The sequence below is a fragment of the Pseudorhodoplanes sp. genome, assembly GCF_035565855.1.
Classification (GTDB): Bacteria; Pseudomonadota; Alphaproteobacteria; order Rhizobiales; family Xanthobacteraceae; genus Pseudorhodoplanes.
In genome coordinates this window covers 1-12595 of sequence record NZ_DATMRX010000363.1, presented here as the reverse complement: position 1 = coordinate 12595, position 12595 = coordinate 1, and the positions used below count along the sequence as shown (strand labels likewise).

Sequence of the window (12595 nt, the reverse complement as noted above, 5' to 3'; positions counted from 1 at the left end):
CTGACAAGGCCGGCAAGACTGACAAACCCGGCAAGAGCGACAAAGCCGGCAAGAAGAACTAGCGATGTCGGACCAGAACGCGGCTCCGGTACCCCATTTTGCGGTGCTCGATCACGCCGCAATGGGACCGCGCCAGTTCGCGATCTGGATTCTCGCCAGCGGCGGCACGCTGCTGGACGGATTCTCGATCTTCTCGCTTGGCGTTGCGATGCCGCTGCTGACAAGCCGGTTCGGCCTCACCCCGCTGGTCGTCGGGCTGATCGGTGCAGCGCTGGTCCTCGGCGCCGCCATCGGAGCGGCCTTCGGCGGACCGGCCGCCGATCGCTTCGGCCGCAAGCCGCTCCTGATCATCGACATGGCGATCCTCGCGACGGGCGGCGTCTTCAGTGCGTTCGCAGAGAATGCGCTCGCGGTGCTGTTCGGCCAGTTCCTGATCGGCGTCGGCATCGGGATCGACTTTCCCGTTAGCGCCTCCTACGTCTCCGAGACGATGCCCAAGCGCGAGCGCAGCCGCATGATGGTTGCAACCATCGCGTTGCAATCGGTCGGCATGCTGGTCGGCGCCGGCGTGGCGTTGACGCTCCTGCGCCTGCACGGCGAGGCGATGGACTGGCGCTTCATCGTCGGCGCGACCGGTGCCGGCGCATTCGTCTTCATGCTGATGCGGATGTGGTTGCCGGAAAGCCCGCGTTGGCTTCTGGAGCATGGCCATCCGGAAAGCGCGGCGCGCGTGATCACCGGCCTGACCAAGGTGCCGATCGAGCATCCGAGCGAGCCGCCGCCTTCGGGCGATCGCGGCATGGCGGTGCTGTTCTCGCAACCCTATCGGGTCAGAACGGCGCTGGTCTCGGTCCCATGGTTCCTGATGGACATCGCGACCTACGGGATCGGGCTGTTCACGCCGGTTATCCTCGCCGCGCTGCATCTCGGCGGAAAGCCGAAAGATCCGGTCGCCGCCGATTTCGCCGCCGGTCTCGGCAGTGCCGCGATCGACCTGTTTCTGCTTATCGGCTTTCTGATCGGCATCTGGGCGGTGCCGCGTTTCGGGCGGCTGCACATGCAGATCGTCGGATTTCTCGGCATGTGCGTCGGGATGCTGGTGCTGCTCGTGGCCGTGCTGTCCGGCGGGCAGGGAAGCGCCCATATCGCGCTCGTCTTTGCCGGCTTCGTCCTCTTCAATCTCGCGATGAATGCGGGGCCGAATGCCACAACCTTCACGATGGCTCCCGAGCTGTTCCCGACCGCGGTCAGAGCCTCCGCGAGCGGATTTGCCGCCGCGAGCGCCAAGGCCGGGGCGACCCTCGGAATCTTCGTGTTGCCGCAGGTCAAGGCCTTCGCCGGGGTTGCCGGGGTCCTGGCGCTGATGGCCATTGTCAGCGCGCTCGGCGCCGCGATCACCTTCCTGCTGTCACGGAATATCCGCGATATTCCCGAGGGCCGCGGCCTGGAGGAAGTCTCGCAGCCGCGGCTGGCGCCAGGTCCGCACACCGCGCAACCGGCGGGGTGACAACACCGCCGCTCCCAGGCGTTCCCTGGAATACCTACAAAGCGGGTCGCCGCGCGTTGACCTGAAGAAACCGCTCCAATACACAAATTTTTGACCGTTTTTGCGGTCGTGCCAGCAAGCCATCGCGTCAGCGATACGCCAGCCAGCCCAAAACAATTCGATAGCTTTGGGGGCTCTTGATGTCGCTACGTAGCGTGGCGCGACAGCGGTTGCTGGTCGGCGTTTCGATCTTCGGTTTAATATCGGTGTGGTCTGCGACCGCGTTTGCCGAACAGGTTCTGGAAACGATCACAGTCACAAATATCGGCCGCAAGCCGCGTGCCGTGGCGGCGCAGCCTGCGGCGCCCGCAGGTCCGGCGGAAGCTCCGCCGCCATCCATCGAGAACGCTCAGACCCAGCAGGCCGCCATCGACGTACTGGCCCCGGTCAGCGTCGTCACCCTGCCGACAATCCAGAGAATCGACCCAAAGCGCCTCTCGGACATTTTCTACAATGTTCCGGGCGTGTCCTTTGAGCAGCGCGGCGACTCGCCGGAGTCCTCGATCAATATCCGCGGCTTGCAGGACTTCGGCCGCGTTGCCGTCACCGTCGACGGGGCGCGTCAGAATTATCAGCGCAGCGGCCACAATGCGAATGGCGGCTTCTTCCTCGATCCGGAACTGGTCGGTGGCGTCGAGGTCGTGCGCGGTCCGACCGCAAACGTCTACGGCTCCGGCGCGATCGGCGGCGTGGTCTCGTTCCGCACCAAGGACGTCGACGACATCCTGCAGCCCAAGGAACGTTTCGCCACCGCGTTCGGCGGCATGCTGGGGTCAAATTCCGGACGCGGAATGGCGTCGGCTTTCACAGCGGTGCGCGGAAGCCCGAATGCGGACTTCATCGTCGGTGGCACCCACCGGATGCAGAGCGATTACAAGGACGGCGACGGCCAGGAGATCTCCAATACCGGCAACCACATTTCCACCGGTATGGCCAAGGCGACCTTCCGCCCGGCCGATGGCCATGAGATCAAGTTCGGATTCATCGGGCAGGAATATCTCTACAATGTCGGGCAATTCAATCGCGGCGCTGTCGCCACGACTGCGCAGCGCGCCCTGAACCAGGGCTCCTCGGTCTATGCGACGGACCTGCACAACACGACCGGCACGGTGCGCTGGAAATATTACCGGCCGGACGACAATCTCTTCAACTGGGACGTCAACGTTTACAGCAATCGCACCAACAGCGAGCAGACGAAGACATATCACCTGAGCACGACCGCGCAGGCGGGCGTGTGTACGACGCCGGGCAACGATATCTCGGGCTGCGTCGGTGACAAGCGCAGCTACTTGCTCGAAACGCTCGGCTTCGATGCCAACAACACCATGCGCTTCAATATGGGCGAATGGGCCAATGCGATCACGTTCGGCGGTGACATGTTCCAGGACGATGTCACGACGACGGATACCTCCGGCAATTCCAACATCACGACGCCGGGTGGAGTGCGAACCGTGTCCGGCGCATTCGTGCAGTGGAAATCGACCTGGTCCAACTGGCTCGAAGTGGTCAGCGCGGCGCGCTACGACAAATACGAGCTGGAGAGCTTCAATGCGAACGCGTCCGGGGACCGCGTGTCGCCGAAGATCACCGTCGGCATCACGCCGGTGAAGGGCGTCACGCCTTATGTCAGCTACGCCGAAGGATATCGCGCACCCTCGATCACCGAGACATTGGTGGCCGGCGGACATTCGAGCGGCGGCGGTCCGGTCCTCTTCAACTGTCCGAGTGGCGGCGGCGGGCTGTTCTGCTTCCTGCCCAATCCGAACCTGCGTCCGGAAATCGGCAAGACCAGCGAAGTCGGGTTGAACCTGAAGTTCGACAACATCTTCACCACGGGCGACTCGTTCCGCGGCAAGTTCAGCGCCTATCGGAACAATCTCGAAGACTATATCGAGATGGTCGCGTCCGACCCTGTCAATGTGTTCGTGCGCTTCAGCCCGTTCGCGCCGCCGGTCTTTCTTGGCAACTACAGCCAGTACTTCCAGTACCAGAATATCGACAAGGCGCACATTCAGGGGTTTGAAGCCGAGACGATGTATGACGCCGGAACCTGGTTCCTCGGTGTCTCGGGTCAGCTTCAGCGCGGCTACAACGACATGACCGGAGAGGGGCTGGCGACCATCCAGCCCAACAAGATCGTCACGACGCTCGGCGTGCGGCTCCTCGACAGGAAGCTGACCATCGGCGGCTACTGGACCTCCGCTGCGGCGAACCTGAATGTTCCGGCCGGCTACCTGCCCAGCACGTCCTATGACCTGATCAACCTGTTCCTCACCTATGAACCGGTCAAGGATGTGATGCTCGGCTTCACGGTCGATAACCTCCTGAACGAGTATTATCGTCCATTCGCGATCCCTGTCAGCGCAAACGATGGGTCAGCGCAGAACGACATCCTTTGGGCTGCGCCGCCTCCCGGCACGGTTTACAAGGGTTCACTACGGGTGCGGTTCAGCGCATTGTGATGCGCGCGGCGGCGCCTGCCTGATCACAAACCGAGAAGAGAGAGTGTGATGATGTTTATCGCGATGAACCGCTTCATGGTGAAGAAGGGATCGGAAGCCGAGTTCGAAAAGGTGTGGTCGTCGCGCGACTCGCACCTTGAGAAGATGCCGGGCTTCGTGGAATTCCATCTGCTGCGCGGTCCCGAAGCGGAGGATCACACGCTCTACTCCTCGCATACCTTGTGGCAGAGCCGTGAAGCCTTCGACTCGTGGACCAAGTCGGAGGAATTCCGCAAGGCGCATGCCAACGCGGGCAGTCCAGCGACCACCTCGCTCTATCTGGCCCATCCGAAGTTCGAGGGCTTCGAGATCCGGCAGACGATCACCCGCGCGCGTGCGGCCTGAGCCCATCATGCAATCGTCAGCCGTCCTCGCCGAGCATCTGGCCAAGCACCCGGATGTGATCGTCGAGCAATATGCCAAGGAAGCCGGCGTCTCGCCGCATGACGTGGTGTGCGCATTGCCGGAGGGCATGCGCCGCTTCGTCGATGGCGCGCGCTTCGTCGATGTCATGGGCGATGTCGCTCAATGGGGCGACGTCACACTGATCGTGCATACCGACGACGGGATCATGGAATTTGGCGGACCGATCCCCGCTGGCCAGGTCTCGCGGGGCTATTACAACGTTCCGGGCACGACGGGGTTTCATGGGCATTTGCGTCACGACCGTTGCACGCAGATCGCCTTCGTCGAGCGTCCGTTCATGGGACGTAATTCGGCGTCCATCCTGTTCTTCAATCCCGAAGGTCATGTGATGTTCAAGATCTTCGTTGGCCGTGACGCCAACCGGGAATTGAAGGCGGATCAGCTGGAGCGATTCCGGTCGCTCCCGGATCGACTCTCTCAGTAAAGGCGCAACGCTGCGCCATCGGCTGCCGCGTACGCGCGGCGGCCTGTGCCCGCGCCCGACGCGGCAAAGGGAAGGCGGTCGTATATCGACGCGGCGAGCGCTTCAGGCGCTGCGAAACTTTCGCACCACCGTCATCAAGGCATTCCAGACCGGTGCGATCGCGTAGCCCGTCACCGGGATCAGAACTGCGCCGACGCAAAGCCCGACAACGCCTGCGCCGGCGGCATTGACGATCCAGTCGACCGCGCCGGGAAGCAGCCGAACGAGATGTGACGCCGCCTCCGCGGCATGATGGATTGCGTGCGGGAGTGTCGTCAGGCCGTAATGTTCGAGGCCGTGGACGATAATGCCGCCGCCCACCCAGATCATCGCCGCCGTGCCGACGATGGTAAGAAGCTTCAGAAAGCCCGGCATGCCATAGACCAACGCGCGTCCAACGCCGCGCTGGACCGAGCCCAGAACGGAAACGCTCCGGCCCGCCGCGAGCCAGACGCCGAGATCGTCGGCTTTGACGATGAGTGCGACGGCGCCATAGACCGCAGCGGTGATCCCGACCGCAACGATCGCGAGCACGATCGCCTGAGTCACGACGTTGCCGGCCGGAATGGCCGACAGCGCGATGGCCATGATTTCCGCCGACAGGATGAAATCGGTCTTGATCGCGCTCGCGACCTTCTGGTCTTCGAGGCTTTGCGGGTTGAGGACAACCGAACCGATGGCTGTTTCGTGCTCGTGCGCCTTGTGCGGCAGAAGCGCCTCGAACACCTTCTCGGTGCCCTCGTAGCAAAGGTACGCGCCGCCGATCATCAGCAGCGGGGTGATCGCGCCCGGAAGGAAGGAGCTGAGCACGAGGGCGATGGGGAGCAGGATCAACAGCTTGTTGCGCAACGAGCCGATCGCGATCTTGCGCACGATCGGAATTTCGCGCACCGCGGCAAAGCCCGTCATGTAGCGGGGCGTGACCGCGGCGTCGTCGATCACGACGCCCGCGGCCTTGGCGCCCGCCTTTGCGGCCTGCGCCGCGACGTCGTCGAGCTGCGCCGCGGCGACCTTGGCGATGGCCGCGACGTCGTCCAGAAGTGCGATCAGGCCAACGCTCACGGTGCAACCCACCAGGGCTCAGGGGACAGATGACGGCGTCATCGAGGCCGCATCAGCGCGCGATCACTCCGAGCTTTATCATATGCGCGATGACCTGTTCGGCCATATCGTCTGGCGTACCGGTTTCCGTTCGCAGCCGGATCTCGGGCTCGAGCGGCGGCTCATAGGGCGAGTCGATGCCGGTCACATGGAACGCCTTGCCGGCGCGCGCCTTGGCGTAGAGGCCCTTCGGGTCACGCGCCTCGCAGATCTCGAGCGGCGTATCGACGAACACTTCGATGAACTCGCCGGGTTCGTGCCGCTCGCGCACTGATCGCCGCTCATTGCGGAAGGGCGATACGAATGCGCAGAGGACGACGAGACCCGCATCCACCATCAGGCGTGCGACTTCGCCGGCGCGGCGCACATTCTCGACGCGGTCCGCTTCGGTGAAGCCGAGGTCGCGATTGAGCCCGAGGCGCAGATTGTCGCCGTCGAGCGCATAGGTGTGGACGCCACGGCGGCTGAGCTTCTGTTCCACCAGATTGAGGATGGTCGACTTGCCGGCGCTCGGCAGGCCGGTGAACCAGACGGTGGTCGGGCGCTGCCCCTTCATCTTGGCGCGGAAGGCCTTGTCGATCTCGTAGCTCTGCTTGACGAGATTGCTCGCGCGATAGAGCGCGAAATCCGCCATTCCGGCGCCCGCGGTCGCGCCGGTCTGCCGGTCGATCAGAATGAAGGCGCCGGTTTCGCGGTTCTTGGCATAGGCATCGAACGCAACCGGCTCGGTGGTTGCGATGTTGCAATAGCCGATGTCGTTGATACCGAGCGTCGTGACGGCGGCGTGTTCGCCAGTCTCGATATCAGTGCCGTATTTCAACGCGGTGACGGTGGCCGCCACGGTGTGCGTGCCGATGCGCAGCGAATAGGTGCGGCCCGGCAGCATCGGATGCTCGTTCAACCAGACGAGATGCGCCGAGAACTGGTCGGCCACCTCCGGCATGCTGTCCGGCGGCGCGAAGATATCGCCGCGTGACACGTCGACCTGGTCGGTCAATTCGATGGTCGCGGCCTGGCCGGTTTCGATGCTGTCGACAACGTCCGGGTAAACGTAGATTTCCTTGATCGTGGACGGGCGGCGCGACCGGCTGACGATGATTGCATCGCCGCGGTTGAATGCTCCCGACGACATATAGCCGGTATAGCCGCGGCCGCCGGATTGCGTGCGCACCACCGACTGCACATGGAAGCGCGCCGGCTGTTCATGCTGATGCATCGAGACCGGCACCGTCTCGAGATGCTCCAGCACCGTCGGCCCCTTGTACCAGGGCATCCGATCGCTGCGGTTGACGATGTTGTCGCCGTCGCGGGCGACGACCGGGATCGCCTCGACATGGTCGAAGGCGAGCTGCGCAGCGAACACCTGATATTCGTCGCGGATGGCATCGAAAGGCGCCTGACGGCACCCAACGAGGTCCATCTTGTTGACGACGAGCAGCACCCGGCGGATGCCGAGCAGCGACAGGATGCGGCTGTGGCGCAGCGTCTGGCGCGTCAATCCGGCCTTGGCGTCGACGAGAAGCAGCGCAAACTCGGCATTCGAGGCGCCGGTGACCATGTTGCGTGTGTATTGCTCATGGCCCGGCGTGTCGGCGACGATGAAGGCGCGCTTCGGCGTGCCGAAATAGCGATAGGCCACGTCGATGGTGATGCCTTGCTCGCGCTCGGCTTCGAGGCCGTCCAGCAGCAGCGCGTAATCGAGGTCGTCGCCCGTGGTGCCAAATTTTTTCGACAGGTGGACGAGGTTCGCCATCAGATCGTCCGGCACCGAGCCGGTTTCGGCCATCAGGCGTCCGATCAGGGTCGACTTTCCATCGTCGACCGCGCCGCAGGCGAGAAAGCGCAGGTGATCGCGTTCGGTGACAAGCGCGCGCATCAGAAATAGCCCTCGCGCTTCTTGCGTTCCATCGAGGAGACTTCGTCGGCGTCGATCAGGCGCCCGGCGCGTTCCGACTGCCGTGTCGTGCGAAGTTCCTCGACGATGTCGGCGACACTCGCGGCTTGCGACTGCACGGCCGCCGACAGCGGATAACATCCGAGCGACCGGAAGCGGATGACGATTTCTTTTCGCTGCTCGCCCGGCAGCAATTCGAGGCGGTCGTCGTCGATCATGATCAGACTGCCGCCGCGCTCGACGACGGGCCGCTTCTTGGCAAAGTAGAGCGGCACGACCGGGATGTTCTCGGCGAGGATGTATTCCCACACATCGAGCTCGGTCCAATTCGATAGCGGGAAGACGCGCATCGTCTCGTCCGGCGCAAGCTGCGGATTGTAGAGATGCCACAATTCGGGCCGCTGGCGCCGCGGATCCCATGAATGGTTCGGGCCGCGCACCGAGAAGATACGCTCCTTGGAGCGGCTGGGCTCCTCGTCCCGCCTTGCGCCCCCGACCGCCGCATCGAACTTGCCCGCATCGAGCGCGTCGCGCAGCGCCTTGGTCTTCATTTCGCGGGTGTAAACCGACGAGCCGGACGCGATCGGGTGAATGCCGTCCTCGATCGCCTTGCGGTTGGTATGCACGATGAGGTCGAGGCCCAGCTCCGCCGCCATCCGGTCACGGTGGGTGATCATGTCCCTGAACTTCCAGGTGGTATCGATATGCAGGGCCGGGAACGGGATCTTGCCGGGGTGAAAAGCCTTGCGGCACAGGTGCAGCAGCACGCTGGAATCCTTGCCGATGGAATACATCAGCACCGGGCGCTCGAAGGCCACTGCAGTTTCACGCAGAATGACGATGGCTTCTGTCTCAAGGTTCGACAGATGGCGGGACAAATTGCGGTTCATGAGGCCGTTCGAAGGAAACAAACCGGGATGAGCGAAGTCCGGTGCGGATTTCTGCCGCATAACCCGAGACTTAGCGGAATTGGCCGCTGCGGACGCGCTATTTAGCTGCGGCCGTTCGGCCTGTCGAGGTTTGTTTCAGGCGCGCATCCGGGCCTTGCTACAGGATTTCGAACACGCTGTAGATCGGCCCCGTGGCAAGCCGGTGCCCATAGGCGACGGCCGCCATCAGATTGAGAAAATTGTATTTCTCCGATGCGGTCTCGAAATAGGGCGTCGCCCGCATGTAATAGAGCGACGGATTGACGACTTCGCCCTTGGCGATGCGATCGAGCACCTCCTTCGGGCCGTGCCGAATGCCGCGATAGGTCATGCCGATCAGCGCGCCGTCGTCGGTTTCCATCACGCAGCGCACGTCCAGCATCCAGGCGCCGTCCGCGCGTACCGCCTGCCAGTCGCTGCCGCCGGAGAGGATCTTGCCGCGCAGGCGCTCGCCTTCGAAGCGGCCGCCGGTGATTTCGCCAACGCGCCGGTCAACGCCCGGCGTATTACCGATGACGTAGGCCGGCTTCACGGCCAGCTCGAAAAGAAAGAGCGGCCGCAGCCGCAGTTCAGTCATTTCGCCCGGCAGGATCGAGGCAAGGGCTGGCGCGGTCATTGTTTCCCCCTACGTTGTTGTATGGAATATTATTCTGCATGAGACTAATCGCGCCTTGCGCCACCGTCGAGCGCCGCCTTGTATAGAGGGCGGAGATGGCTTAGGTAGGCGAAATCGAGCTTTCGGCCGAACGACTTGGCCTTGCCGCGCAGAGCGCGCCTGACAACGATCTTCCCCCTAAATCTCGACTGAAATCCGTGTGGATCGCACGCACGCCCTGTCCACGAAATGAGTCGCAGGCGTGATTTGTCGCGCGAGAACACCTGCGGCCGGCGCTATGCTGGTTGCAGGCCGCACGTCGTCCGAACACACCAAAGGAAGCACCCTTGACCAACGCCGATACGCACGAGGACATCATCTATCCGTCCGCCATTCCCTTCGTGCTGGTTCATCTCGCCTGCTTCGCCGCGATCTGGTCCGGCGTCACCTGGCAGGCCGTCGCACTCGGCATCGCGCTGTACTGGCTGCGCATCTTCGCAATCGGCGCGGGCTATCACCGCTACTTCTCGCACCGGTCCTATTCGACCAGCCGCGTGTTCCAGTTCATTCTTGCGGTGCTTGCGCAAAGCACCGCGCAAAAGAGCGTCTTGTGGTGGGCCGCAAAGCACCGTCATCATCACCTGCATTCTGATACGCCCGAGGACGTGCATTCGCCGCGGCACAAGGGCTTCTTCTACAGCCATGTCGGCTGGATCTTCGCGCGCAGGCATGACACCACCGACCTCGTGAAGGTCGAGGACTTCGCCCGTTATCCCGAACTGATGTGGTTACACCGGTTCGAACTCGTGCCGGCCGTGGGTCTTGCGGTCCTGTGCTTCCTTCTCGCCGGATGGCCGGGCCTCTTCATCGGGTTCTTCTGCAGCACGGTTGCGGTCTATCATGCCACCTTCTGCATCAATTCGCTGGCGCATGTGCGCGGCCGCAAGCGCTATGTGACCGGCGACGACAGCCGCAACAACTGGCTGCTGGCCATCTTCACGATGGGCGAGGGCTGGCACAACAACCATCACGCCTACCAGAGCAGCGTGCGGCAAGGCTTCCGCTGGTGGGAGATCGATCCGACCTTCTACATCCTGAAGAGCCTGTCGTTCCTCGGCGTCGTCTGGAACCTGAAATCGCCGCCGGCCGAGGTGCTGCGAAACGAGCGGCGTCTGGGCGCGCGTGTGATCAATCGCGCCGCCGAGCAACTCGCCGCAAGCTTCAACAGCGAGCGGATCGCGCTTGCGGTCGCTGCCGCGCTGCATAGCGCCGAGCTGTCGGCGATCCGCGATCAGCTGATCGATGCCGGGCACCGGGCCGCTGAAATCCTGCCGTCGCTGCCGCAGGTGCCGAGCCGCGAGGCCTTGCTGGCCGAGGCGCGGGCGATGTTCGCACGCACGCCCTCGCTCGACGAGATCGTGGACCGCGCGCACAACCTGCTGCTGACCTCGATTGGCCAGCGCCTGGCGAGCAGTGTGCCCGCGAGGGCGTAACGCGTTCGGATGCCAGGGCTTCAGTCGAATACGACGCTGACCTTGACGTGTTCGTCGTTGCGCAAAACGCGCAACGCGGCGCCGGTATCCTGCCGGCGCAACGCGATATCGACGCTGCGCGGGCCGACGCGCAGGTCATGCAACGTGATGTGATCGACAAAGGCCGGAAGCTGCGGGTTGCGCAGCACGATTTCGCAGCGCTGCGGATCGAATTCGATACCGAGGGACGACTGGATGAGAAGGAGCGGCGCTCCGGCGGCCCAGGCCTGCGGCGAGCAGGCGACGGGATAGAGCGTCGGCCCGCGGCGGCGCGCGCGCTGAAAGCCGCAATAGAGCTCCGGCAGGCGTCGCAGGTCCATGTAGGATGCCGCGTCATACAATCCCTGGAAGATGCGGGACACCGCGGTCTTGTGACCGTAGCGCGCAAGGCCGGCCGCGATCAGCGAATTGTCGTGCGGCCAGACCGAGCCGTTGTGATACGACATCGGGTTGTAGCGCGGCTCTTCGCGGCCGATGGTGCGGATGCCCCAGCCGGAGAAAAATGACGGGTGCATCATCTGATGCGCGATTAATTCGGCGTGCTCGGCAGCGGCGATGCCGCTGAACAGGACTTGTCCGGCATTGGAGCTGCGGACGCGGCAGGGCCGTTTCTTGCCGTCGAGTGCGAGCGCATAGGTGCCGATATCGCTGCACCAGAATGCCGCATCGAATTTTCGCTTCAGCGCTTCGGCGGCGTTTTCAAGCGCGCGCGCCTGGTCGTCCAGTTCCAGGCTGCGGGCGATCCGCGCAGCATGTTTCTTTGCCGCATAGACATAGCCCTGGACCTCGCAAAGCGCGATCGGTCCCTGCGCAAAACTCCCGTCAGCATGGAAGATGGAATCGTGCGAATCCTTCCAGCCCTGATTGATCAGACCGTCATCGTTCTGCCGGTGATATTCGACGAAGCCGTCGCCGTCAGGATCGCCGGGTCCATCGATCCAGGCGAGTGCGCGCTCGATGTTCGGCCACAATTCGCGGATCAGGGTAAGATCGCCGGTGCGCTCGAGATAGAGACCCGCCAGCAGCACGAATAACGGCGTTGAATCGACGCTGCCGTAATAAAGCTTGAACGGCACCTCGCCGAGTTCGGCCATCTCGCCGCTTCGCATCTCGTGCAGGATCTTGCCCGGTTCGGCATCGGCGTCGGGATCGGACTTCTCGGCCTGCAGCGCCGCAAGCCGCCGCAAAACGCCACGGGCGAGGCCCGGAGCGCACCAAAGCGTCTGCATGGCGGTGATGATGCCGTCGCGACCGAATGTCGTCGAATACCAGGGGATGCCGGCGTAAGGGTAGGGCCCATCCGCGGTCTCGGTCAGGAGCATCACGAGGTCCGAGACGCTGCGAAATATCATCTCATTGAAAATGGCGTTGGAGGTCGTGATCGTCGTGGTGTTGCGGCCGGAGAGCCTGCGATCCACCAACGCGGCGCGCATGCCTCGGCGGAATGGCAGCGAACGCGCGGGGCCGTCATCGCCGCGGCATTCGATCGTCAGATCGATGGTGCGGAATTCGCCGGGTGCAAGCGCGATCTCATAAGAGGCCGTTCCGGTAGACAGGCGGTCGGGCGCGGGGTTGAAGCACAACGCCGTACAACGCGTCACGCCATCG

At 63.4% G+C, this 12595-nt stretch carries 10 protein-coding genes; 5 read left to right on the top strand and 5 right to left on the bottom strand.

Going from position 1 to position 12595, the window contains the following annotated elements; translation table 11 throughout:
* Positions 1 to 64: 64 nt before the first annotated feature.
* The 4 genes from VN004_RS20705 to hutX all read left to right on the top strand — a co-directional run bounded on the left by VN004_RS20705 (position 65) and on the right by hutX (position 4897).
* Positions 65 to 1507 (top strand): MFS transporter, encoded by a 1443-nt coding sequence (locus tag VN004_RS20705; protein WP_325614064.1) that lies wholly within the window; start codon positions 65 to 67, stop codon positions 1505 to 1507.
* A gap of 179 nt (positions 1508 to 1686) precedes the next feature.
* The gene (locus tag VN004_RS20700) at positions 1687 to 4008 is read left to right on the top strand and encodes a TonB-dependent hemoglobin/transferrin/lactoferrin family receptor (RefSeq protein WP_325614063.1); all 2322 of its coding nucleotides are present in this window, start codon (positions 1687 to 1689) and stop codon (positions 4006 to 4008) included.
* Between the two features lie 51 nt (positions 4009 to 4059).
* Entirely contained in the window at positions 4060 to 4392 is a 333-nt protein-coding gene (locus tag VN004_RS20695; RefSeq protein WP_325614065.1) for an antibiotic biosynthesis monooxygenase, read from the top strand.
* Between the two features lie 7 nt (positions 4393 to 4399).
* On the top strand, positions 4400 to 4897 hold the full coding sequence (gene hutX / locus VN004_RS20690; protein WP_325614062.1) for a heme utilization cystosolic carrier protein HutX: 498 nt from the start codon (positions 4400 to 4402) through the stop codon (positions 4895 to 4897).
* A 102-nt stretch (positions 4898 to 4999) separates the two neighbouring features.
* Here hutX and VN004_RS20685 read toward each other — a convergent pair whose 3' ends face one another.
* The 4 genes from VN004_RS20685 to VN004_RS20670 all read right to left on the bottom strand — a co-directional run bounded on the left by VN004_RS20685 (position 5000) and on the right by VN004_RS20670 (position 9476).
* Positions 5000 to 5998, bottom strand: a complete 999-nt coding sequence (locus VN004_RS20685; RefSeq protein WP_325614061.1) for a DUF808 domain-containing protein — start codon at positions 5996 to 5998, stop codon at positions 5000 to 5002.
* Positions 5999 to 6050: 52 nt separating this feature from the next.
* The gene (gene cysC / locus VN004_RS20680; RefSeq protein WP_325614060.1) at positions 6051 to 7913 is read right to left on the bottom strand and encodes an adenylyl-sulfate kinase; all 1863 of its coding nucleotides are present in this window, start codon (positions 7911 to 7913) and stop codon (positions 6051 to 6053) included.
* Positions 7913 to 8821 carry a sulfate adenylyltransferase subunit CysD gene (cysD, locus tag VN004_RS20675; RefSeq protein ID WP_325614059.1) on the bottom strand — a complete coding sequence of 303 codons (909 nt, stop codon included), beginning with the start codon at positions 8819 to 8821 and terminating at the stop codon, positions 7913 to 7915. Before cysD ends, cysC begins: the two co-directional genes overlap by 1 nt.
* Positions 8822 to 8978: 157 nt before the next feature.
* Complete coding sequence (locus VN004_RS20670) at positions 8979 to 9476, bottom strand: DUF3237 domain-containing protein (protein ID WP_325614058.1); 498 nt, start codon at positions 9474 to 9476, stop codon at positions 8979 to 8981.
* A gap of 326 nt (positions 9477 to 9802) precedes the next feature.
* Here VN004_RS20670 and VN004_RS20665 point away from each other — a divergent pair, with 326 nt between their 5' ends.
* Positions 9803 to 10948: an acyl-CoA desaturase gene (locus tag VN004_RS20665; protein ID WP_325614057.1), complete on the top strand. Its 1146-nt coding sequence runs from the start codon at positions 9803 to 9805 to the stop codon at positions 10946 to 10948.
* Positions 10949 to 10968: 20 nt separating this feature from the next.
* Here VN004_RS20665 and VN004_RS20660 read toward each other — a convergent pair.
* On the bottom strand, positions 10969 to 12595 hold a 1627-nt coding region (locus VN004_RS20660), incomplete at its 5' end, for an MGH1-like glycoside hydrolase domain-containing protein (protein ID WP_325614056.1).